Source organism: Candidatus Caldatribacterium saccharofermentans, from assembly GCF_050267035.1.
In the GTDB taxonomy this organism is placed as follows: domain Bacteria; phylum Atribacterota; class Atribacteria; order Atribacterales; family Caldatribacteriaceae; genus Caldatribacterium; species Caldatribacterium saccharofermentans.
In genome coordinates, this window is the sequence record NZ_CP187957.1 from 58,814 (window position 1) to 80,488 (window position 21,675).

The window sequence follows — 21,675 nt, forward strand, 5'->3', positions numbered from 1 at the left end:
ACCTCATCCTCCATTCCTTTCCCAAAGAAGTAGCCTTTCCCTCACAATTCTTCTGGGAAAAGGACAGCCAGAATTCGTCTCAAGGAAAGCAACGAGCTTCAGGGGATTCCACAGCACCTTCTCCCCCTTAAAGAGAAATGATACCACAGGAGAGGACCCCGCCAAAGAGTATACCGTGATGCCCTCAGGGAGTGTCCACTCTTCTTTGGGACTCCAAGACGCAGGAAAAAAGAAAGTGTACACAATGCCCCGGAGCACCCTCTGCACCGGAGGATCAAAGGATGCAAGGGCCTGGACCTGCGTCACAGCCAGTTCCTCAGGGACTTCCCGATTTAGCCGCTCTTGAAGCTCCCAGGGTGGGAGTGGCTCTCCACAGAACACCTCAAAACACTCCGCTTTACTCTCAATCCCCAAAGGAGTGGCGAAAGGGAAAGAGAAGAGCGGACGAGGGTTGAAACCTTGGGAGTACAGCACCGGTATCGCTGCACGGCGGAAAGCCCGTTCCCACGTCCGATACACGTCAAGATGGGCCAGAAGATGGAAAGGAGCAAGTTTACAATGCTGTATCCGATAGCGAAACTTCTCCACTGCCACACACCCCGCACCGCGTGCAGTTTTTTAGCGAGCACAGAGGACTGGGAAGTCCCTGGCGCGCCCTCTGGTACTCTTCCCAGAGAAAAGCCTTACTCACCCCACAGGATATATGTTCCCAGGGGAATACCTCGTCGAAGGATCGGCTCCGGTAGAGATACCAGGAAAGGTCAAGACTTTCCTCTTCAAGCGCTTCTTCCCATCGCCGCATCAGGAAATGCTCCTGCCATCCCTCGAGAATTCCTCCCTTGCGGTACACCCGCAAAAGCACATTGGCGAGCCTACGGTCCCCCCGGGCCAGCAAAGCTTCAATCTGGCTCATCTCAAAGGAAGACCAGTGGTAACGGACTCGGGACTGTAAAGGCCGGAAGAAATCCCTCAGGAGGCGAATCTTCTCTTCAAGCACTTCCTTGCGATCTTGAGGAACCCACTGGAAGGGTGTGTGGGGTTTCGGGACAAAGGCCGCAATGCTCAGGTGGACCCCTGCGTTCTTCTTCACACTCTTTCCAACCTTGAGGATTTCCCCAACGAGGCGACCGATTCCCCGGATGTCATCCTCTTCCTCAAAGGGTAACCCGATCATAAAGTACAGTTTAATTTCCTGCCATGACGCAGAAAAGGCACTCTCTGCCGCTCTGAGGATTTCCTCATCCTGCAATCCTTTGTTAATGATGTTCCGCAACCTCTCGGTTCCTGCCTCGGGTGCGAAGGTCAGGGTGCTCTTCCGGACCCTCCGCAGGCTCTGCGCAAGGCGCACGCTAAAAGCGTCCATGCGAAGGGACGGCAAAGACACACTGACCCGGTACGGCTCAAGAAGGCGGGAAAGCCTGTCCACAAGCTCCTCAATCCGTGAATAATCATTGCTGCTTAGAGAAAGAAGCGAAACCTCTCCGTAGCCGCTGCTTCGAAGGAGCTCCAGAGCAAGCTCAATTACTCGCTCGGGCGTCCGCTCCCGCTTCGGCCGATAAATCATGCCTGCCTGACAGAAGCGACATCCCCGTGTGCATCCCCTGGCGATCTCCACAGTCACACGGTCATGGACAATTGCAACATAGGGGACCACCATCTTTGAGGGGAAAAAGGCGTGTTCGAGGTCCTTCACAATCTGGCGCCGAACAGGTTGCCTTGGAGGAAGCGAGGGAACGTAAACCCCGGGGAAACGGGAGAGCTCCTCGAGGAGAACATCCTTTCTCTGCCCCTTCATCTCCACAAGGGCCATAATGATATCCCCCAGAACTTCCTCCGCCTCCCCGATGAAAAACGCGTCGAAGAAAGGCGCGAGGGGCTCCGGATTCACCGTGCATGGTCCCCCTCCAAGAACAAGGGGGAACCGCCCATCTCGCTCGCTCTGGCGCAATGGCATCCCCGCAAGGTCGAGGAGATACAGGACACTGGTGTAACTCAGCTCGTGCTGCAGGCTAATGCCCAGAAGGTCAAAGGAAACCACCGGTTTTTTCCGCTCAAGAGAAAATAGAGGGATGCCCATCTCCTTCATTTTCTTCCCCATGTCAGGCCAGGGAACAAATACCCTCTCTGCCTGAACTCCAGGCAGGGCGTTCAGTAGCCCGTAGAGAATGCGAAGTCCAAGGTGGGACATGCCCACTTCATACACATCGGGAAAAGCTAAAGCCACCGTGTACCGAATATCCTGCTCGGGCTTGACGATAATGTTCCATTCTCGTCCCAGATATCTCCCGGGTCGCTCCACCGAAAGGAGCGTTGTGTCATAGAAAAGCTGACGCTCTATATCCATCGTTCTCTTTCCTCCTGCTCCGTCCTCCAGATCAAGCGGGCAATCATTCCGGCACCTGCAAGGTGGACGAGAAGCGAACTCCCTCCATAGCTCACGAAGGGAAGGGGAATACCCGTTACCGGGGCGATCCCGAGGTTCATCCCTACGTTGATACCGACCTGGAAGAGAAAGAGGATACCGAAAAGAGCAGCGAAGAGCCGCTCCTCCAAGTTCTCCACCCGCTGTGCCACCTCAAGAACAATCCAGAAAAAGAGAATGAAAAGGGTTAGAAGAACCATGCCCCCGGCAAAACCGAACTGCTCACAGAAAGCGGCAAAGATGAAGTCGGTGTACCGGGCGGGTAAAAACCGAAGCTGGGTCTGTTTCCCCGAAAGCCATCCCTGACCCAGAAATCCCCCAGAACCAATGGCAATCTGGGATTGCACGACGTTGTACCCACTTCCCAGGGGGTCTTTCCAGGGATTAAGAAAGGCGAGAATTCGTTTCCTCTGGTAATCTTTCATGATGAACCATGAAAGGGGCGAAAGACCGGCAAAAAGACCAAGGAGAAGACCGAGTTTCCGTTTGTGCCATCCCCCGATAAAAAGGGCCCCAAACCACAGTACCCCAAGCACCAGGGCCGTTCCAAGATCCGGTTGCAAGAAAACGAGAAGCGTGGGAACAGCAACGAAGAACGCACTTTTGACCAGAAGACTCCAGAAGTCCAGTTCATCCCGGTTGGTGCTCAGATACGAGCTCAAAAAGAAGAGCAGAGCGAGCTTAGCGAACTCCGAAGGTTGGACCGACCGCGAAAAGAGCCATCGCTTTGCCCCCGTTTCATCGCTCTCTCCAAAAATGAGCACTGCACCCAGCGAAAGCACCGAAAAAAGGTACCACAACCAGCTTCGCCGGAAGAGCCACTGGAAATCGGAAAAACGGAAGAGAAGAAAGAGTGCCCATCCCACGGCATTCCAGAGAACCTGTCTTCCAAAAAAGCTCTTTGGCCCAAACCCCTCATCCCTCAGCGGGTCAACACTATACACGGCAACGACACCCAGGATGCATAAACATAAAGTCACGAGCACAAAGAAGTGTTCCCGCCGCATCATACTCCCCGGTTCTGAAGAATCCACTCAATGACCTTTCGTGCCACCAGGGCAGCCTCACCACTACCATCCCCTCCGTGCTCAACAAGGACAAGGAAAACAAACTTCGGACGATCGGAGGGGAAGAACCCTCCAAACCAGGAGTGCTCTTTCCCATGAGGGTTCTGAGCCGTACCGGTTTTGGCTGCAAGTTTCACCGGTAATCCCCGGCAGTTGAATCCCGTTCCCTGAGTTACAACCTTCTCCATACCCCGAATAACAGTATCCCAGGTTTGAGGGCGAAGCGCAACAGTCCTCCGGAGGGAGGGTTTCACTTCCTTTACGACTTTCCCGTTTTCATCAAGGACTCTCCAGAGCACGTGAGGGTCGTAAACCTTTCCCCGGTTGGCCACCGTGCAAAGGAGGAGGTACATTTCAAGAGGAGTAACGAGGAGATACCCCTGACCGATGGAGAGGTTCATAGTATCTCCTGGATACCATGCTTCTTTCAGAACCTCCCGCTTCCACTCAGGCGTGGGGAAAAAGCCGGTCTTCACCCCTGGGAGGTCGAGATGAGCATCCTGCCCAAGACCGAACATCCTCGCATAGCGGGCAATCCGCTCCGGACCCAGCCGTAATCCCAGAGTATAGAAGACCACATTGCACGATTCGGCAATAGCCTCTTCAAAGGTCACCCTTCCATGACCTCCCCTTTTCCAACAGAGGTACTTCCAGTTCCCGTACTCCAGGTAGCCAGGGCAAAAAAACGATTCCCGTGAAGTCACCACCTGTTCCTCCAAAGCTGCAAGGGCGATGAGAATCTTAAAAAGCGAGCCAGGAGGATACAGTGCCTGAGTAGGACGGGCCAGAAGGGGGTTGGATTTCTGCTCAAGAAGGTCCAGCCACTCCTTAAGACTCAGGCCCCGACTGAAGAGGTTGGGGTCAAAGCTTGGTTTACTCACAAACGCGAGGATTTCTCCAGTTGCCGGATCCCCCACAAGCACCACGCCGTTTCGCCTCCCTAAAGCTTCATAGCAGGTTCTCTGGAGTTCCCAATCGAGGGTGAGTTGCAGGGAATACCGGAAACGGGGAGATTGGAAATCGAGAACCTGCACAACCCTTCCCAGGGCGTCAACCTCAACACGCCGGTACCCTTCCTCACCTCGAAGGAGGCTCTCGTAGAAGGATTCCACCCCGCTTTTCCCTATTCGGTCCTCGTTCCGGTACCCCATTTTGCCAAGGACTTTCAATTCCTCGGGGCCCACCCTCCCCACATACCCGAGGAGCGAAGCCGCAACCTCCCCGTCTCTGTACTTTCGAGCAGGGTATACCTCAACGAGGACCCCGGGGAGATGCTCCGAGTTCTCCTCAATTTTCGCCACATCCTCAAGAGGAAGGTCTTCAAGGAGCACAAGCTCTCCCGGAGCACGTTCGCGAAGAGAAAAGACGATGTCCCTTCTTAAAATCTCCCGAATTCGTTTCATGACGAGCTTTTCGTCACTGCTTCCCACGAGGAAAACAAGGCGGAATCGGGGAATATCCTCCGCAAGGCAAACACCACGGCGATCGTAGATATTCCCCCGGAGGGTTTCGAGAAAGACAACCCGCACCCTGTTCCGCTCCGATCGCTCCCGAAACCATTCTCCCCGCAGAACCGAAAGGTACCAGAGCCGGGCCGAGAGAACAACGAAAAGAGCAATCCCTATCCAGAGTGCCGCTGCCACTCTCTGGCGAATCCTCTCCTCTATCCGCTCATTCCACATGGTGGTCCCCCCAGCCCATCCAGAGGGAAAGGAGAAAGACCCCGGCGACAGCGCTCATGAGCTTCCCAAGAAACAGCCCCAAAAAAGGAAGAACATCAGAACCCACGACAGGGAGCACCAGTCGCTCCAGGAGAAGCTCCAGAAGGGGATACACCACAACGAATACCGAAAGGGATGTTACACCCCGGGAGAAAATCTCCATCCAGAGGAAGGCGCTTCCCAAGAGCATGGCAATCCGGAAAAACCACAAACCAAAGGGGGCAAAGGAAAAGACCTCAAGCAGAAAGGCCATGCCAAAGAGCAGAGCAAGGCGGAAGAGGAAACGCTCCCCTGTAAGGAGGAACAGCACCCCGACGGGAATGAGGACGTTGATATAGTACAGAGGAGGAAACCCCAGGGCAAAGAAGGAAATACACAAAAGCTCAAGAAGCACTGCAAAAGAACTCACGAAGACATCGTCCCAGACGGTCATCGGATAACAAACACTTTCCCCAGAGCTGAAAAGTCACAGGCTGGTTCCACCACAACCTCTTTAAAGAGGTCACCGCTCCGTTCCCGCACTTCACGAACTCTCCCTACCACCACACCTCGAGGAATCTTCTCTCCAAGGCCTGAAGTAATGACCAAATCCCCTTCTCCGACTTGAGAGGTCCGGGAAATGTACTTGACAAGGCACAGTCCCTTTCCATTCCCCACAAGGACGCCCAGGTCCCTTGTCCGCTGCACAAGAACCCCCAAAGCGAAAGAAGGACTAAGGAGCATACGAACCTCAGCATAGCGGGGATAGACCCGTTCTACCCGCCCTACCATACCCTGGTACGTAACAACGGCAAGACCCTCGGTCACTCCATCCTCTCTCCCCCGGTCAATGACTATGCTTCCAAGCCAGTCGTAGGGATCCCGACCAATGACCTGAGCCGGTACAACTTCGAAGGAGAGACGTCGTTCAATCTGCGCCGCTTCGACTTCCATCCGGAGGCGTTCCACCTCTTCCCGCAGAAGGACGTTCTCACTCTGAAGCATACCGAGTTCTCTTCTCAGGCGTTCGTTCTCTGCAAGGAGGACTTCCTTCTCCTGGAGAAGCTGCGAAAAGGAATGGAATACTCGGTACACGACAAGCTCACCCCGATACAGGGGAAGAGCAAGAACGCGGATTGCCCGGACTTCCCTTCCCCTTGGGGAATGGGCAAGAAACACCATGGCCTGGAGAACACCAAAAAAGAGCACAAGGAAAAACACCGCTTTACGGTTCACGGTTACCCTCAAAGATTTCTTGCATCTTTGGAGAAAAGAAGATCTCTCCGTCCTTCCGCACCGCAAGGACCGCAACGTCAGGAAATTCCTGGAGAACCTGAGCGAGAAAGGATTCATCCCCAGCCATAAGGGCTGTCGAAAGGACGTCAGCTACCGTTCCTCTCGAAGCAACAACGGTTACACTGACAAACGTCGACCCTGGATAGCCGCTCTGGGGGTTGAGAATATGGTGGTATCGCTTCCCGTCCACCTCAAAGAACCGAAAGGTGTCTGCTGAAGTGGACACACAGAGTCCGTTCACGGCGATCCTCCCCAGAAGTCCCGCCCTTCGGGGATGGAGAACACCCACCTTCCATACCCTGCCCAGACCAGAAACCGTTCCTCCCGCATTGATCAGGAAACTCCCAACATTCCGCTCTCTGAGAAGCTGGGTGAGGAGGTCCACAAAATACCCCTTAGCAATGCCCCCAAGGTCAAGCTGAGCCCCCCCTCTCCGGAGGACTGACCTTTCTCGCTCATCAAACATTATAGTACTTTCGCGAATTACCTGGAGTTCTCTTGCTATTTCCCAGGGTTCGGGAACGCGAGGAGTTCGGGGGAATCCCCACAGATCCACAAGTCCTCCGATGAGGGGACAGAACATACCACGGGTCTTCTGTGAAAGTGCAAAAGCCTCTTTCAGGAGGTTAAACGTCTCCTCGTCAAGGGGAACCCAAGAAGAGGCGGTGTTGATTCGGTGTACAAGGCTTTGAGAAGAGAAACGATTCCAGAGGGCATCGTAACGGCGAACAAGGACATCAATTTCGGAAAAAAGAAAGGCGTATCGCCGCGGGAGAGTAACCTCGACAAAGGTGTCAAAGCCGAGGAAGGTTTGCCGCACGAAGGCGTCGCGGAAAAACAGGGGGAAAAACAACACCACCCCTCCAAGGAGGGGGAGTGCCCATCTCACGAAAGCACAAAGGGGAGCTCGTTTCCACAGAAACGGCATCGGGATCCATCAAGACCCACAACCTGGACGTTGTACCCCCGCCGAACCACCACTACGTTCCCGCAGGAAGGGCAAAACGTCGAGTTCTTTGCTTCATCCCATACATTACCGAGGTACACAAAGGGGAGCTTTTCCCGGGCAATCTGGAACGCCCTCTCCAGAAAGGCAATGGAGGTCGGCGGATGAGAGAGTTCATATGCCGGAAAATACCGGGAAATGTGGAGAGGGATGGAGGAAGAAAGGGTAGCAACCCAGTCAACAAGGTTCCGGAACTTCTCCAGATCGTCATTGAGACCGGTCACCACAAGGTGGGTGAGCTCCACATGAACACCAGCCTCAAGCGCCTGCTCAATCGTTGCAAGCACCGGAGCTAGATGTGCCCGACAGTACCTGCGGTAAAAGTCTTCATCGAACGCCTTCAAATCGATATTCATGGCGTCAATGAGGGGCAAAAGCTCCCGCAGAGGTTCCTTCTCTACGTAGCCGTTGGTCACAAGAACGTTCTTCAGACCCCGGTCCCGAAAGAGCACCGCCACGTCGTACACAAACTCCCACCAGATAAAGGGCTCGTTGTAAGTAAAGGAAATCCCTAAAGATGCCTTCTCTTCAGCCAGACACAGCAACGCCTCCGGGGTAACGTCATAGAGGGGGTACTCCTCTGGGCCTACCTGGGAAATATGCCAGTTCTGGCAAAACGGGCACCGGAAGTTGCAGCCCACGCTCCCCACAGAGAGGATGTCCCGACCAGGGTAGAAGTGGTACAGGGGTTTTTTCTCTACAGGGTCAAGGGCGATAGATGTGACCTTCCCGTAGGTGAGAGCATAGAGGGTTCCACGGATGTTCTTCCGAACACGGCACACCCCCGTTTTCCCTTCACTGAGGCGGCAGTGATGGGGGCAGAGGCCGCACTGGACCTCCTGGGCTTCGCCCTTCTGGAAAAACCGCGCTTCCTTCATTTCCTCTCCTTGTACCGCTCAACCGTGAAGCGGTACACAGTCACAGGCTCTTGAGGAGCAATGCCTGCCTTTGCCGAAGCGATACGAATCTGCTCCTCCACAGTCTCGACTCCTTCAATATCGGGCAAAAGCAGGCCCCTCTTCCATCCGCTCTCCACGATGACGCCGTACTTTTTGGGATCCAGGGCACGGTAGTCCTGCACCATTTCAGGTGGACTCAGGATATCGACCGAGATAGTGAGTTCATCCAGTTCCCGGAGCGTCACCGGGGGAAATCGGGGGTCATGAATCGCAGCACTCACCGCATTCCGAACGATCTCTTCGGCGAGATTCGCACACTGGGGGAGGTACGTGCCAATGCATCCCCGGAGCGCCTTGCCTTTTTTCAGGGAGACAAAAACCCCCCGGCGCTCCTGGTAAAGACGGGGATGCAGGTGTGCAGGAACGGGGAGGTACTCTCCTGTCTTCAGATAGTGAGCAATAGCCTCACGGGCAAGCCAAACCACATCCTCACGGAAGCGTTCTTCCTCGCTCATGGGACTTTCCGCACCCCTTCAGGAATCTCCGGCCAATCACCACGGCCTGCCAGTCGTCAAGGCTCCGGGAAGAGCAGAGGGACACAAAGAACGCCAGAAAACGCCCCCAACCTCTCCCAAAGCACTCCTGAAGATACAGCCTCCGAGCTTCTTCCGAGCTTCCTCGCTCATCCACACGGTGGACAAGCACTCCCAAACCTTCAAGGAGGGGGAGCACCAGATCGCTGCCCGTGCTCCCCCCCAAAACGGCCGTATCGAAGGCATACTCCATATGGAGCTTCCGGAGCACCTCCTGTACACCTTCAAGGGGGAAGACCCCCCGGAAGGCCACACTGCCATCCTCTCCGAGAACCGCCACTCCCACCTTCTCCCGCCCGGGATCAAGGGCCAGGAAGAACCTACATTCGCTCCCGCGGGACATAGTGCGTGTGGAGCAGATGGTGGGCCTTTTCTCCGTTGGGCTCACCCAGGAATTCTTCATAGAGACGCTTAATGGCCGGGTTTTCATGGGATTTTCGCAAAGGCAGGCTCCGGTCGACCTGGTAGATAGCTTCAATCCGTTTCATGCGGATTTCGAGGTTTGTAGGAATGGGCTGCCCACCACCACCAATGCATCCTCCAGGACAGGCCATAATCTCAATAAAGTGGTATTTGGAATGACCTGCCTTCACCTGGTCGAGAACTTTTCGGGCGTTCCCCAAACCATGGGCAACCGCCACATGGATTTCCATACCGTTAATGTCCACCGTGGCTTCCTTCACCCCATCCATGCCCCGGACGCTATAGAAGTCGAGCTTCTCTAAGGTCTTTCCCGTAAGAATCTCGTACACCGAACGCAAAGCGGCCTCCATGACCCCTCCGGTAGCCCCAAAGACCGCCGCAGCTCCAGTCGATATGCCTAGGGGGTCGTCGAAGTCCTCCTCGGGCATCTCCTTGAGATCGATGCCTTTCTCCTTCAGCATGCGCGCAGCCTCACGAGTAGTGAGGGAGAAGTCTACGTCCCGGAACCCGCTGGCACACATCTCATCACGCTGGCACTCGAACTTTTTCGCCGTACAGGGCATGATGGAAACAACGACCATGTCTTTCGGATCAACGCCAAGCTTCTGTGCATAGTACGTCTTCGCTACTGCGCCAAACATCTGCTGGGGAGACTTACAGGTCGAAACGTTTTCCATGAGCTCGGGGTAGAAATGCTCCATGAACTTAATCCATCCAGGGCTACAGGAGGTAATGAGAGGAAGTTTCCCACCCTGCTTCAAGCGGGCAATGAACTCATGGCCTTCCTCGATAATGGTGAGGTCCGCAGCAAAGTTTGTGTCGAAGACTCGGTCAAAGCCAAGACGACGGAAGGCCGCAACCATTTTCCCCGTGGTCACGGTTCCAGGAGGAAGCCCAAAGGGCTCACCAATGCTGACGCGGATTGCAGGAGCAGTCTGAAGGATGACGAATTTCTCCGGATCGTTGATAGCCTCCCAAACCATCTCCACGTGGCTCACTTCAGAAAGTGCCCCTGTGGGGCAGGCAAGAATGCACTGACCACAGTTCACGCACACGCTCTCCCCAAGGGGTAAGCCCAAAGAAGGACTGATGACAGTGTCAAATCCCCGATTGGCAAAATCAATGGCACAGACAGTCTGAACCTCCCGACAGGTTCTCACGCAGCGGCCGCACAGAATACAGCGGTTCGGATCTCTTTTCACCGAGGGGCTGCTCTGGTCAACCTCGTAGACCTTCCGCTCTCCCTGGAAACGGATTTCCCGAACTCCGAACTGATACGCCAGTTCCTGCAACTCACAGGAACCGTTGCGGTCACAGAGCTGGCAATCCAGGGGGTGGTTGGAGAGGAGCAACTCAAGGTTCGTCTTGCGAGCCTCCCGAACCTTTTTCGAGGAGGTCCAGATCTTCATTCCCTCCCGAACCGGGGTTACGCACGAGGCAGCAAGGTTCGGTTGCCCTTCAACCTCAACCACGCAGATACGGCAACCACCCCAGGCACTCAGACCCTCAAGGTAGCACAGCGTGGGAATATGAATGCCCTCCATGCGGCACGCTTCAAGAATTGTCACTCCTTCGGGAACCTGAACTTCCCGACCATCAATGGTGATGGTCACAAGAGACACCGCCTGGGCCTTCTCAGCAACTTCTTCTCTGAGTGTTTTGGCCATCGACTGCTCACTCCCCCATCACACACGTACAGTTTTTTTCGGCTGTGGTTTTGGTCTCATCGTGCAGACACCCTGAGGACAATGCTTCTCCCGCACGTGGACCTCAAACTCTTCCTTGAAGAACTCCAGACACCGCAGGAGAGGATTCGGAGCAGCCTGTCCGAGGCCACAGAAGGCTGTAACCTTCATATGCTGACCAAGGTACCGCAGCTTTTCCAGATCCTCCGGCGACCCTGCTCCTGCACTGATACGTTCGAGGATGTCAACAATACGCTTCCCACCAACCCGGCAGGGAGTGCATTTCCCGCAGGACTCGTGGAGGAAAAACTCAGCAAAGTTCCTCACGATGTCCACAATGCAGTGGGTATCGTCGATAACCGTGAGGGCCCCTGAACCCAAAGCCGAATTGTACCGCGGCAAGGTATCAAAGGCCATGGGAACGTCGAGGAGATCCGGCGTCATCGTTCCTCCCGAGGGACCGCCAGTCTGCACGAGCTTGAGACCGTATCCCCCCCGGACACCTCCTCCAATGTCAAAAACAAGTTCCCTCAGGGTAATCCCCATGGGGACTTCCACAAGACCGAGATTATTCACATTCCCGGTAAGGGTAAAGACCTTCGTTCCAGGACAGGTAGGAGTACCAATACTCCGGAACCAGTCAGGTCCATTGAGAATGATGGGCGGAATGTTGGCCAGGGTTTCGACGTTGTTGATGACCGTCGGTTTTCCCCACAGCCCTTTTTGAGGAGGATAGGGAGGCTTCACGCGTGGCTCCCCGCGTTTGCCCTCAATGGATTCAAGCAACGCGGTTTCTTCGCCACAAACGTATGCACCGGCCCCCCTCCGAATTTTCACGTCGAAGGAGAAGGAAGTCCCGAGGATCCTCTCTCCAAGAAGTCCCCGTTCCTTGGCCTGGGCAATAGCAACCTCAAGGTGCCTGATGCTCTGGGGATACTCCGCCCGGACATAAATGTACCCCATCCTTGCCCCCACTGCGTACCCTGCAATGGCCATGGCTTCAAGCACCGAGTGAGGGTCACCTTCGAGAATCAGGCGATCCTTAAAGGTCCCTGGCTCTCCCTCATCAGCGTTGCACACGATGTATTTCTCTTCCCCATCTGCCTTCCGGGTGAATTCCCACTTAAGTCCTGTGGGGAAGCCTGCTCCTCCTCGACCCTGAAGGCCCGAGCGTTTCACCACTTCGATGACCTCCTCAGGGGTCATCTCGGTGAGCACCTTAGCGAGAGCAAGGTACCCATCCCGGGCAATGTAGTCTTCGATGTTGAGAGGATCAATAAGACCGCTGTTGCGAAGGACAATCCGCTTCTCTTTTTTCAGAGGAGAAGGCGGAATGAAGGTGGCAACTCCACCACCCCATTCACCGGCAAAGAGAAGCTCCCTCACAACCCTTCCTTTGAGGAGGTGCTCCTCAACAATCCTTCGAACGTCCCGGACATTCACAGGGGCATAGATAACGTTATCCGGGTACACCACCACAAAGGGAGAGGGGAGAGCAGCTCCAAAACTCCCTGTCTCAAGGACCTTCACCTCATTCTCAAGTCCAACCCTGGCAATCTCCCGCTCGAACTGCTCCTTCACCTGAGCTGCTCCTAAGGCTACTGAACCACTCGTCATCTCCACAAGGACATGAGCACGGTAAAACATCCCCCTACCTCCCTCACTCCCGATAAAGCGCCAGGATTTCCCGAATACGTTCCTCCGTGAGGTTCCCGTAGGTGACATCGTTGACCATCATCGCCGGGGCAACACCACAAACCCCCAGGCAACTTGTAACCTCAAGCGTGAACCTCCCATCTTTTGTCGTTTCTCCCTCACGGATACCAAGTTCCCTCTTGAGAGCCTCAAGGACGTTTGTAGCTCCCCTCACATGACACGGGGTACTCTTACACACCCGGATGACGTACTTCCCAACTGGACGGACCTCAAGAAAGGCATAGAAGGTCGCAACTCCATAAACAGTGCTTGAGGGGATACCCAGGCGCCTGGCAACGTACCCCAGAACGTCGCGGGGAAGATATCCCCACTTCTCCTGAATGTCCTCAAGAACGCACAGCAGGGGTGTTTCTTCTTTCTCGTACCGTGAAAGAATCTCTTCAACATCCTGGTACACAAAAGGCGTGTTCATCAGCTTCCCTCCTCTGCTGCCAGTGCTTCCTGATACCGCCTGAGGATCTTCTCAAGGTCGCACCGGAGGCAACGTCCCGCCTCACGGCGCACGTCATCTTCATCAAGGGTAAGCCTCACCTCTGCAAACCCCTTGACCCGCTCTGTGACGGGAACCTCCGGCGGGTGCACCCGGGGAATCTCCTGCACAACCGGGGGTTCCTCGAGGATTCTCGGTCGCTCCGGGCGGACAACGAGTTCTTCCTCTTCCTGAAGTTTCCTGCGAAGGTAATCGTGAATGCTGTACGCGGCTTTCTTGCCAAGTGCCATGGCATGCACCACCGTTGCTTCCTGACCAACAGCGTCTCCCCCCGCGAAGACTCCCTCAAGAGACGTCGCGAGGGTGTAGCGATCCACTGCGACGTTCCCCCGCGCATCAAGAGCAAGGCCTTCCACAATTCCCGAAAGGTCCGGTTTCTGACCCACTGCACTGACAACAAGGTCACATTCCAGGAAAAGCTCCGCACCTTCAATCGGCACAGGCCGCCTCCGGCCACTTCGGTCGAACTCCCCAAGGCGCATTCTCTGGAAGCGAATCCCTCGAACTCTGTCATTTTCTCCCACAATCTCCAGAGGAGCCACAAGGAAGTGGAAAATGACACCTTCCTTCTCCGCGTCTTCAATTTCCTCAGGGATAGCCGGCATCTCGCTCCGTGTGCGGCGGTAGGCAACGTGAACTTCGGCTCCAAGACGAAGGAGTGTTCGTGCCGCGTCCATAGCGGCGTTTCCTCCTCCGACAACCACTGCCCGTTTTGGTCGAGGAACATCCTGACCGAGGTTGATCGCCTTCAGGAACTCGAGAGCCGGAACGACACCCTCAAGTTCCTCTCCAGGCACACCCAGAGGAACACTCTTCCAGGCTCCAATACCAAGGAAAACGGCGTCAAACTTTTCACGAAGCTCGGAAAGGGTAACGTCACGACCCAGAGCCGTATTGCACTGGATGCGAACCCCCATTGCCTGTATCTGAGCAAGGTCGTACTCCAGAGCCTCCCTGGGAAGGCGGTACGCCGGGATACCAGCCGCCAGCATACCCCCCGCCACAGGAAGAGCTTCGAAAACGGTGACGTCGTACCCAAACCGGGCAAGGTAGTAGGCACAGGTAAGACCTGCCGGTCCAGAGCCAACCACGGCTACAGAAGCATTGCGTTTCTTCTCAAGGACAACTGGGAGAACAATACGGTTCTTCCGGGCATAATCCGCAACGAATCGCTTGATGTCGTCAATGGCCACAGGTTCATCGAGCTGTCCCCGGCGACACTTCGACTCACAGGGTCGGTGACACACTCTGCCGCATACCGAGGGGAGAGGGTTGTCCTCCCGAATGACCTGGAGAGCCCCAATGTAGTCCCCATCCTTCACCAGGGAAACGTAGGCAGGAATGTCAATCCCCAGAGGACAGGCATGCTGGCAGGGAGCCCGGAAGAGCCCCCGGCAGACAACCGCGGGGCAGCGCTTTTCCCGGATGTGCGCTTCGTACTCGTCGCGGAAATACCGCAACGTGCTGAGAACAGGATTGGGAGCAGTTTGCCCCAGACCACAGAGTGCCGTGGATTTGATCTGCTCGGCAAGGTCCTCAAGGAGCTCAATGTCTCCCTCTTGGCCCTCTCCTGCCACGATGCGCTCGAGAATCTCGAGCATCCTCTTGGTCCCAATACGACAGGGTGTGCACTTCCCGCAGGACTCGTCCTGAACAAACTCAAGGAAGAAGCGGGCAAGGTCCACCATGCAGGTGTCTTCGTCCATCACGATGAGCCCACCGGACCCCATGATGGCTCCGAGCTCCTTCAGGGAGTCATAATCAATCTGCACGTTCAGGTGCTCAACCGGAATGCACCCTCCAGAGGGCCCACCGATCTGGACGGCCTTGAGTTTTTTTCCATCCCGAATACCTCCACCGAGATCGTACACGATCTCCCCCAGGGTGATGCCCATGGGGACCTCCACAAGCCCGGTGTTCACCACGTCCCCAGCTAAAGCAAAAACCTTCGTTCCCTTGCTGCCCTCTGTGCCAATACTTCGGAACCACTCAGGCCCGTTGAGGATGATGGGCGGGATATTCGCATAGGTCTCAACGTTGTTGATCACCGTGGGCTTGCCCCAGAGACCCTGCTGGGCGGGGAAGGGAGGTTTGGGACGGGGCATGCCCCGTTTCCCCTCAACGGAGGCAATGAGCGCCGTCTCCTCTCCGCAAACGAAGGCTCCTGCTCCGATACGAATCTCCACATCAAACGAAAAACCGCTCCCCAGGATGTTCCTCCCCAGAAGACCATATTCCCTTGCCTGTTCGATGGCATGTTCAAGACGTTCCACCGCAAGGGGATATTCGGCCCGGACGTAGACGTATCCCTGGTTCGCCCCTATGGCGTACCCCGCAATGGCCATGGCTTCAAGCACCGAGTGAGGATCACCTTCGAGGATACTCCGGTCCATAAACGCTCCCGGATCGCCTTCATCGGCGTTGCAGATGACGTACTTTGGCTCTCCCTTTGCCCTCCGGGTGAATTCCCACTTGAGCCCTGTGGGGAAGCCTGCTCCTCCTCGACCCCGAAGGCCTGAGCGTTTCACCACTTCGATGACCTCCTCAGGGGTCATCTCAGTGAGCACCTTAGCGAGAGCAAGGTACCCATCCCGGGCGATATAGTCTTCGATGTTGAGAGGGTCGATGAGACCACAGTTTCGAAGGGCAATCTTTTTCTGTTTCTCAAAGAACGCGATTTCTCGAAGGAACTTCTTGCGCTCTTCCTGGGGAGGCTGGTAGAGGAGTCGCTCCACCACCCGGCCCTTCAGGAGGTGCTCCTCAACAATCTCACGTGCATCCTCTGGAGTGAGCTTCTGGTAGAACACACCTTCAGGGTAGATGATAGCCAGAGGACCGAGGTTGCACGGACCAACACAACCGGTTTCAATCAGCCGCACCTCTCCCTCCAGGCCGTTCTTCTGCATCTCTCGAAGCAAGGCCTCTTTGACCCGGAGGGCACCTGAGGAAATGCACGCTGCTCCTGCACAGAGAAGTATCTGGCTCCGTTCAACGCCAGCCATATTCCTGCCTCCTCACCTCAGCGTTCAGTATGAACGACCCAGTCCCCCACGATTTGCCCATTGACGATATGTGAAGCTACGAGCTGGCGGGCCTTCTCGGGAGTGAGGTCTCCGTAGAGCACACGCTCTGTTCCTTTCTCGATGCTCACCAGGGGCTCGCGATCGCAGAGCCCGATACACCCTGCCTGGGTTACCAGAACGTTCGTCAGGTTCCGCTTTGCAATCTCGTCAAGAATCGCAGCCATTACCTGTCTTGCCCCTGCAGCAATCCCGCATGTACCCATATGCACTGTGATTTTGTACTCCGCCTTCCCTTCCCGGAGGAGTGCCCTTTTCTGGGCTTCTTCCTTAATCCTCTTCAAATCCTCAAGGCTTGTAATCTTCATTTGTCTGTCCCTCCCTCAGGGTATTTTCGTGATAGGCAATCCAGTCTCGCAGAGCAGAGAGGAGCACAGGGTTTCCTCCAGGGTTTTCTATCCCCAATGCTCTGAAAACCTCACTGCTTCTAAAAGAAAAACGACGTCCATTCACCTCATGGGAAAAGATGAATTCAACCTCAGGATGAGAGGCAAGAAGGACAAAGAGGGTTTCCGCAAGATCCCCCAAAGGGGGCACATCGATATGGCTCCGGCGAAAAGTCGCTTTCACCCTGGTTCCCTTGCCTTCCTCCGAGGTAATCTCAAGGTTTCCCCCACACTGCTTGCTCAGCTGGGCAATAAGAGGGAGACCCAGGCCGACTTTTTTCCCTTTCGTAGAGAAGAAGGGGTCCACAGCCTGCTGCCGTGTTTTCTCATCCATCCCTCTTCCGTCATCCTCAACAACCATTTCCAAGAGGTCTCTCGCCGAGTCTTCGAGAAGGGAAATGGTGATTCTCCGCGCCCCCGCCCGGAGAGCGTTCTCCACAAGGTCAAGAATATGGAGCGAGAGCTCCTTCATTCCTCACTGGTAATCCTTGAGGATGTCCATAACCTGGGACGGGTTCACCCGTTTGTGGACATCGTTATCGACACGCATGACTGGTGCCAGCCCACATGCCCCTGCACAGCGCATGACCTCAAGGGAGAACAACCCGTCTGGCGTAACGCCTCCAACCTCCACCTGGAGTTCTTCCCGCAAGCGATCGAGGATTTCCTGTCCTCCCCGGACGTAGCACGCTGTTCCAAGACACACCTGAATCACGTGCTTCCCCCTGGGCTTCATGGAAAAGAAGTGGTAGAAGGTCACCACGCCATAGACTTCACTCAGGGGAACGTTGAGTACCTGGGAGACCTTCTTCAGCACCCAGGGAGGAAGATACCCGATGAGGTTCTGGGCTCTGTGGAGGGCCTGGATGAGCACTCCGGGTTTTCCCCGAAATTCCTCGAGAGCCTGTTCCAGAAGTTCTTCCTGTTCTCTCGACCCATGCTCTGCCACTGCCTGCGCCATTTGGTTCTCCTCCCGCTGGAACGTAAGTTTTTCAATATTATAAACTAACGAACAGTGTATCTCAACAAGAGAGCAATCCAGGCACCTCCACAAACCTCACACACCGATTGTGGCTCGCGCTTCAAGGCGACGAAGCTTCAGGACCCCATTTTCCACGTACACTTCAATGGTATCTCCAGGCTGGAACGTCCCCCGGATGAGTTCCGCAGAAAGCGGGCTTTCGATGGTCCGCTGGATGAGCCGCCGCAGGGGACGAGCCCCGAAATCTGGATCGTAACCTCTTTCGGCAAGGTACTCCCGTGCCTCATCGGTGAGGACGATATCCATATTCTGTTCTCTGAGACGTTTTCGAAGCCGAGAGATGAGAAGGTCCACGATGGCCTGAATTTCTTTCCTGGTCAGGGGGTGGAAAACGATGATTTCGTCAATGCGGTTGATGAACTCGGGCTTAAAGTACCGGTGGACTTCCTCGAGAACCCGCTCTTTCACTCTCCGCACTGCATCTTTGTCCTCAGGGTCAATACCCCGGAAGTACTGGCTCCCCAGGTTTGAGGTCATAATGATCACCGTGTTGGAAAAGTCCACCGTTCTCCCCTGACCATCGGTCAGGCGAGCGTCATCGAGAATCTGAAGGAAAATGTTGAACACATCGGGATGGGCCTTTTCCACTTCGTCGAAAAGAATAACCTGGTAGGGTCTTCGCCGGACAACTTCTGTGAGCTGTCCTCCCTCCTCGTATCCCACATATCCCGGAGGAGCACCAATGAGACGGGAAACGGCGTGTTTCTCCATGTACTCGGACATATCAAGGCGCAGGAGCGCTCCCTCGTCACCAAACAGGAACTCAGCCAGAGCCTTGGCCAGTTCGGTCTTCCCGACTCCTGTGGGACCCAAGAAAAGGAAGGAACCAATGGGCCGCCGCCCTTCGGATATACCAGCCCGAGAACGACGAATGGCTTCCGCTACCGCATGAACTGCCTCTTCCTGATCCACTACCCTCCTGTGGAGTTCTTCCTCCATGTTCAGGAGTTTTTTGCGTTCCTCCTCAAGGAGCTTTGACACCGGAATACCAGTCCAGCTTGAAACAATCTGAGCGATGTCCTCTTCGGTAACCACTTCGTTCAACGATCTCTGCCTGAGCCACTTCTCTTTCTCTTCCTGGTAACGCTTCTGCAGCGCCTCGGCTTCATCCCTCAAACGCGCAGCCTTCTCGTACTCCTGCGCCTGCACCGCAGCCATGCCTTCTTTTGCCAGTTGCTGCAGCCGTTCTTCCATTTCACGCAGTTCCTGAGGAACACTCTCCAGTTCAATCCGTTTTTTACTGGCTGCCTCATCCATAAGGTCAATGGCTTTGTCCGGCAGAAACCGGTCAGTGATGTATTTGCTCGCCAGCTCGCAGGCAGCACAAATTGCTTCATCGCTGATTTTCACCTTATGGTGAGCTTCATACCGATCCCGCAACCCTCGAAGGATTTCTTTGGTTTCCTCAACACTCGGTTCGCCGACATAGACTGGCTGGAATCGCCGTTCCAGGGCCGGATCTTTCTCAATGTACTTCCGGTACTCATCAAGCGTCGTTGCCCCAATGCAGCGGAGTTCCCCCCTTGCCAGGGCAGGCTTCAGGAGATTGGCCGCATCAATAGCTCCTTCTGCTGCTCCTGCCCCCACTACTGTGTGGAGCTCATCGATGAAGAGGATAATCTTCCCCTCGGATTTCTGGACCTCTTCAAGCACCGCCTTCAGCCGCTCTTCAAACTCTCCGCGGAACTTTGCCCCAGCAAGCAGCGCTCCCATGTCCAGAGCAACAATCCTCTTGTTCTTGAGGCTCTCCGGCACCTCACCTCGAACGATTTTCTGGGCAAGGCCCTCGACAATGGCAGTTTTCCCAACACCTGGATCTCCAATGAGGACAGGGTTGTTCTTGGTTTTCCGGCTCAAAATCTGGATCACCCGTCGTATTTCTTCCTCCCGACCAATGATCGGGTCAAGTTTCCCTTCCCTGGCAAGCCGCGTGAGATCCCTTCCATACCGCTCGAGGGCCATGTATTTCCCCTCGGCGTGCGGATCTTCCACCCGCCGGTGCCCGCGGATTTCCTGAAGGGCCCGGTAGATTTTTTCAACATCAATGCCATGGGTACGAAGCAGGCGGTAACTTGCACCCGTTTCCTCTCGAGCAATGGCGATGAGGAGATGTTCCACCCCCACGTATTCGTCCTTCAAACGCTTGGCTTCTTCCTCTGCCCCGGTAAGAACCGACTTTGCCCGGGGAGTGATGTAAATTTGCATTTCCTGGGAACCCTGGTAGTAAATCTTCGGGTACCGCTCGAGGGCCTCCTCAAGTTCTCGCTCCAGAACCTGCGGATGGACCCCACATCGTTCAAGGATCTGTGGTGCCAAACCATTAGGCTGCTTCAAAAGTGCAAGCAAGAGGTGTTCCACATCGAGCTGATTGTGGTGGTATTCAAGGAGCAGGTCCTGCGCAAGAGCAATGGCCTCCTTGGCTTTTTCGGTGAACTGGTCAAACCGCATCGGCTTTCTCCTCCTTCCTCTTCCGTTCAAGCTCTTCCTTTTCACGCCGAAGCCTTTCAAGCTGATCACTCAGCCGCAAAATAATCTCCACCCCCGCCAGATTCACCCCCATATCCTGGGTCAGCACTTTGATACGCCGAATTCTCTCCACATCACTCTGGGTGTAGAAACGCACATTTCCCCTGCCCCGCTTGGGCGTGATGAGACCCACCCGTTCGTAGTAACGCAGAGTCTGGGGATGAACCTGGGTCATCTCTGCCACAACCCCAATGGTCAGGTACTCCATCTCCCCCTGAAATTTCTTCTTCATGCCTTTCGCCTCCTCACGCACTGAGGAGATGTTTCCTCGGGTTCTCCTTGCGAAGTGCAGCAAACTCCCGGAGGAGCTCCCGTTCCCTCTCGGTGAGCCCCTGGGGAACCACAACGTGAACCTTCACCAGCTGGTCTCCCCGACCACTATTCCCCCGTTTCGGGAACCCCAGACCCCGAAGGCGGAATACCGTTCCGTTCTGCGTCTCGGGAGGAACCTTCATCCGAACCTTTCCCAAAAGCGTCGGGACCTCAATCTCCGTTCCCAGTGCTGCCTCAGGAAAGGTCAAGGGAAGGTCTAAAAGCACATCGTCCCCATCACGCCTGAAGAAGGCGTGGGGTCGAACCCGAACCTGAAGGTACAGATCCCTCCCACCTGCAACCCCGGGCACCCGGAGTTTCGTTCCATCGCTCACCCCCGCAGGAATGGTCACGCTGACGGTTTTGCTTTTTTTCTCTACTCCCGCTCCGCCACAGACGCGACACCTTCCACCCATCCGTTCCTCTCCCGTTCCGCCACAGGAGGAGCAGATTTCCTCGTACTCCACACGGATATTCCGGGAAGTACCCTGGAAGCTCTCCTCAAAAGAAATCTCCACATCCTGAACAACATCCCGTCGTCTCTTCTCTTCCGTGGCGGTAAAACCGCCCTCGGGAGATGTAAAGAAACGGAAGGTCGTTGCCCTTCGGGAACGAAGGCGGTCACCCAGGAGGTCCCCAAAAAACATTTTGAAGAAATCGCTGAAATCCCCAAATTCGAAGTCCGTGGTAAATTCCGACGAAGAAGCCCTCGCCGACTGACCATACCGGCGGTAGAAGTCCTGCCAAAACGCCTCAGTATCTCTGTGGCCGTAAGTTGCCCAGGCTGCCCCAAGCTCATCGTAACGCTTCCGTTTCTCAGGATCGCTCAGCACCTCGTAGGCCTCGTTGATTTCCTTGAACTTCCTCTCCGCTTCTTTGTCTCCCGGGTTGAGGTCCGGGTGATATTTTCTGGCAAGACGCCGGTAGGCCCTTTTGATTTCTTTCTCGTCGGCATTCCTTGGGACACCAAGGATGGCATAGTAGTCTTTGAACTCCATGTTCCGTTCACCCCCAGGGGGAGAGAAGACCTCT

At 55.3% G+C, this 21,675-nt stretch carries 20 protein-coding genes; all 20 read right to left on the bottom strand.

Annotated elements, in window-relative coordinates; genetic code table 11:
• Nucleotides 1-3: 3 nt before the first annotated feature.
• The 20 genes from ACPT9Q_RS00345 to ACPT9Q_RS00440 all read right to left on the bottom strand — a co-directional run bounded on the left by ACPT9Q_RS00345 (nucleotide 4) and on the right by ACPT9Q_RS00440 (nucleotide 21,641).
• A complete protein-coding gene (locus ACPT9Q_RS00345; protein WP_017872528.1) occupies nucleotides 4-588 on the bottom strand; it encodes a TIGR03936 family radical SAM-associated protein in 585 nt (194 codons plus the stop codon).
• Nucleotides 554-2,344, bottom strand: a complete 1,791-nt coding sequence (locus tag ACPT9Q_RS00350; RefSeq protein WP_427365930.1) for a TIGR03960 family B12-binding radical SAM protein — start codon at nucleotides 2,342-2,344, stop codon at nucleotides 554-556. The genes ACPT9Q_RS00345 and ACPT9Q_RS00350 overlap by 35 nt, the downstream gene beginning before the upstream one ends.
• On the bottom strand, nucleotides 2,335-3,432 hold the full coding sequence (gene rodA, locus ACPT9Q_RS00355; RefSeq protein ID WP_427365931.1) for a rod shape-determining protein RodA: 1,098 nt from the start codon (nucleotides 3,430-3,432) through the stop codon (nucleotides 2,335-2,337). Before rodA ends, ACPT9Q_RS00350 begins: the two co-directional genes overlap by 10 nt.
• Entirely contained in the window at nucleotides 3,429-5,171 is a 1,743-nt protein-coding gene (gene mrdA / locus ACPT9Q_RS00360) for a penicillin-binding protein 2 (protein WP_427365932.1), read from the bottom strand. The genes rodA and mrdA overlap by 4 nt, the downstream gene beginning before the upstream one ends.
• Nucleotides 5,161-5,643, bottom strand: a complete 483-nt coding sequence (locus tag ACPT9Q_RS00365) for a hypothetical protein (protein ID WP_017872532.1) — start codon at nucleotides 5,641-5,643, stop codon at nucleotides 5,161-5,163. Before ACPT9Q_RS00365 ends, mrdA begins: the two co-directional genes overlap by 11 nt.
• Nucleotides 5,640-6,425 (bottom strand): rod shape-determining protein MreC, encoded by a 786-nt coding sequence (gene mreC, locus ACPT9Q_RS00370; protein WP_427365933.1) that lies wholly within the window; start codon nucleotides 6,423-6,425, stop codon nucleotides 5,640-5,642. Before mreC ends, ACPT9Q_RS00365 begins: the two co-directional genes overlap by 4 nt.
• On the bottom strand, nucleotides 6,415-7,341 hold the full coding sequence (locus tag ACPT9Q_RS00375) for an FAD:protein FMN transferase (RefSeq protein WP_427365934.1): 927 nt from the start codon (nucleotides 7,339-7,341) through the stop codon (nucleotides 6,415-6,417). The genes mreC and ACPT9Q_RS00375 overlap by 11 nt, the downstream gene beginning before the upstream one ends.
• A 29-nt stretch (nucleotides 7,342-7,370) precedes the next feature.
• Nucleotides 7,371-8,369: an AmmeMemoRadiSam system radical SAM enzyme gene (amrS, locus tag ACPT9Q_RS00380; protein WP_427365935.1), complete on the bottom strand. Its 999-nt coding sequence runs from the start codon at nucleotides 8,367-8,369 to the stop codon at nucleotides 7,371-7,373.
• Nucleotides 8,366-8,905 carry an AmmeMemoRadiSam system protein A gene (gene amrA / locus ACPT9Q_RS00385; protein WP_017872536.1) on the bottom strand — a complete coding sequence of 180 codons (540 nt, stop codon included), beginning with the start codon at nucleotides 8,903-8,905 and terminating at the stop codon, nucleotides 8,366-8,368. The genes amrS and amrA overlap by 4 nt, the downstream gene beginning before the upstream one ends.
• Nucleotides 8,880-9,263: a hypothetical protein gene (locus ACPT9Q_RS00390; RefSeq protein WP_427365936.1), complete on the bottom strand. Its 384-nt coding sequence runs from the start codon at nucleotides 9,261-9,263 to the stop codon at nucleotides 8,880-8,882. Before ACPT9Q_RS00390 ends, amrA begins: the two co-directional genes overlap by 26 nt.
• Before the next feature lie 40 nt (nucleotides 9,264-9,303).
• Nucleotides 9,304-11,073, bottom strand: coding sequence for an NADH-dependent [FeFe] hydrogenase, group A6 (locus tag ACPT9Q_RS00395; RefSeq protein ID WP_427365937.1), 1,770 nt, complete (start codon nucleotides 11,071-11,073; stop codon nucleotides 9,304-9,306).
• An 18-nt stretch (nucleotides 11,074-11,091) separates the two neighbouring features.
• On the bottom strand, nucleotides 11,092-12,738 hold the full coding sequence (gene nuoF / locus ACPT9Q_RS00400) for an NADH-quinone oxidoreductase subunit NuoF (RefSeq protein ID WP_017872539.1): 1,647 nt from the start codon (nucleotides 12,736-12,738) through the stop codon (nucleotides 11,092-11,094).
• A 13-nt stretch (nucleotides 12,739-12,751) separates the two neighbouring features.
• Complete coding sequence (nuoE, locus tag ACPT9Q_RS00405; RefSeq protein WP_017872371.1) at nucleotides 12,752-13,219, bottom strand: NADH-quinone oxidoreductase subunit NuoE; 468 nt, start codon at nucleotides 13,217-13,219, stop codon at nucleotides 12,752-12,754.
• Nucleotides 13,219-16,299 carry an NADH-quinone oxidoreductase subunit NuoF gene (nuoF, locus tag ACPT9Q_RS00410; protein WP_427365938.1) on the bottom strand — a complete coding sequence of 1,027 codons (3,081 nt, stop codon included), beginning with the start codon at nucleotides 16,297-16,299 and terminating at the stop codon, nucleotides 13,219-13,221. The genes nuoE and nuoF (ACPT9Q_RS00410) overlap by 1 nt, the downstream gene beginning before the upstream one ends.
• A 17-nt stretch (nucleotides 16,300-16,316) precedes the next feature.
• Nucleotides 16,317-16,685 carry an NAD(P)H-dependent oxidoreductase subunit E gene (locus ACPT9Q_RS00415; protein ID WP_017872373.1) on the bottom strand — a complete coding sequence of 123 codons (369 nt, stop codon included), beginning with the start codon at nucleotides 16,683-16,685 and terminating at the stop codon, nucleotides 16,317-16,319.
• Entirely contained in the window at nucleotides 16,666-17,235 is a 570-nt protein-coding gene (locus ACPT9Q_RS00420) for an ATP-binding protein (RefSeq protein WP_427365939.1), read from the bottom strand. Before ACPT9Q_RS00420 ends, ACPT9Q_RS00415 begins: the two co-directional genes overlap by 20 nt.
• 3 nt (nucleotides 17,236-17,238) lie before the next feature.
• Nucleotides 17,239-17,724 carry an NAD(P)H-dependent oxidoreductase subunit E gene (locus tag ACPT9Q_RS00425; RefSeq protein WP_017872375.1) on the bottom strand — a complete coding sequence of 162 codons (486 nt, stop codon included), beginning with the start codon at nucleotides 17,722-17,724 and terminating at the stop codon, nucleotides 17,239-17,241.
• Nucleotides 17,725-17,820: 96 nt separating this feature from the next.
• Nucleotides 17,821-20,253 carry an ATP-dependent Clp protease ATP-binding subunit gene (locus ACPT9Q_RS00430; RefSeq protein ID WP_427365940.1) on the bottom strand — a complete coding sequence of 811 codons (2,433 nt, stop codon included), beginning with the start codon at nucleotides 20,251-20,253 and terminating at the stop codon, nucleotides 17,821-17,823.
• A complete protein-coding gene (locus ACPT9Q_RS00435; RefSeq protein ID WP_017872377.1) occupies nucleotides 20,243-20,563 on the bottom strand; it encodes a heat shock protein transcriptional repressor HspR in 321 nt (106 codons plus the stop codon). Before ACPT9Q_RS00435 ends, ACPT9Q_RS00430 begins: the two co-directional genes overlap by 11 nt.
• A gap of 13 nt (nucleotides 20,564-20,576) precedes the next feature.
• Nucleotides 20,577-21,641 (bottom strand): DnaJ C-terminal domain-containing protein, encoded by a 1,065-nt coding sequence (locus tag ACPT9Q_RS00440; protein WP_427365942.1) that lies wholly within the window; start codon nucleotides 21,639-21,641, stop codon nucleotides 20,577-20,579.
• Nucleotides 21,642-21,675 lie beyond the last annotated feature (34 nt).

Excerpts from the sequence above, each read along its gene's own strand:
- ACPT9Q_RS00350 (WP_427365930.1), bottom strand. The coding sequence starts at position 2,344 with ATGGATATAGAGCGTCAGCTTTTCTATGACACAACGCTCCTTTCGGTG.
- rodA (WP_427365931.1), bottom strand. The coding sequence starts at position 3,432 with ATGATGCGGCGGGAACACTTCTTTGTGCTCGTGACTTTATGTTTATGC.
- mrdA (WP_427365932.1), bottom strand. The coding sequence starts at position 5,171 with ATGTGGAATGAGCGGATAGAGGAGAGGATTCGCCAGAGAGTGGCAGCG.
- ACPT9Q_RS00365 (WP_017872532.1), bottom strand. The coding sequence starts at position 5,643 with ATGACCGTCTGGGACGATGTCTTCGTGAGTTCTTTTGCAGTGCTTCTT.
- amrS (WP_427365935.1), bottom strand. The coding sequence starts at position 8,369 with ATGAAGGAAGCGCGGTTTTTCCAGAAGGGCGAAGCCCAGGAGGTCCAG.
- amrA (WP_017872536.1), bottom strand. The coding sequence starts at position 8,905 with ATGAGCGAGGAAGAACGCTTCCGTGAGGATGTGGTTTGGCTTGCCCGT.
- ACPT9Q_RS00395 (WP_427365937.1), bottom strand. The coding sequence starts at position 11,073 with ATGGCCAAAACACTCAGAGAAGAAGTTGCTGAGAAGGCCCAGGCGGTG.
- nuoF (WP_017872539.1), bottom strand. The coding sequence starts at position 12,738 with ATGTTTTACCGTGCTCATGTCCTTGTGGAGATGACGAGTGGTTCAGTA.
- nuoE (WP_017872371.1), bottom strand. The coding sequence starts at position 13,219 with ATGAACACGCCTTTTGTGTACCAGGATGTTGAAGAGATTCTTTCACGG.
- nuoF (WP_427365938.1), bottom strand. The coding sequence starts at position 16,299 with ATGGCTGGCGTTGAACGGAGCCAGATACTTCTCTGTGCAGGAGCAGCG.
- ACPT9Q_RS00415 (WP_017872373.1), bottom strand. The coding sequence starts at position 16,685 with ATGAAGATTACAAGCCTTGAGGATTTGAAGAGGATTAAGGAAGAAGCC.
- ACPT9Q_RS00420 (WP_427365939.1), bottom strand. The coding sequence starts at position 17,235 with ATGAAGGAGCTCTCGCTCCATATTCTTGACCTTGTGGAGAACGCTCTC.
- ACPT9Q_RS00425 (WP_017872375.1), bottom strand. The coding sequence starts at position 17,724 with ATGGCGCAGGCAGTGGCAGAGCATGGGTCGAGAGAACAGGAAGAACTT.
- ACPT9Q_RS00430 (WP_427365940.1), bottom strand. The coding sequence starts at position 20,253 with ATGCGGTTTGACCAGTTCACCGAAAAAGCCAAGGAGGCCATTGCTCTT.
- ACPT9Q_RS00435 (WP_017872377.1), bottom strand. The coding sequence starts at position 20,563 with ATGAAGAAGAAATTTCAGGGGGAGATGGAGTACCTGACCATTGGGGTT.
- ACPT9Q_RS00440 (WP_427365942.1), bottom strand. The coding sequence starts at position 21,641 with ATGGAGTTCAAAGACTACTATGCCATCCTTGGTGTCCCAAGGAATGCC.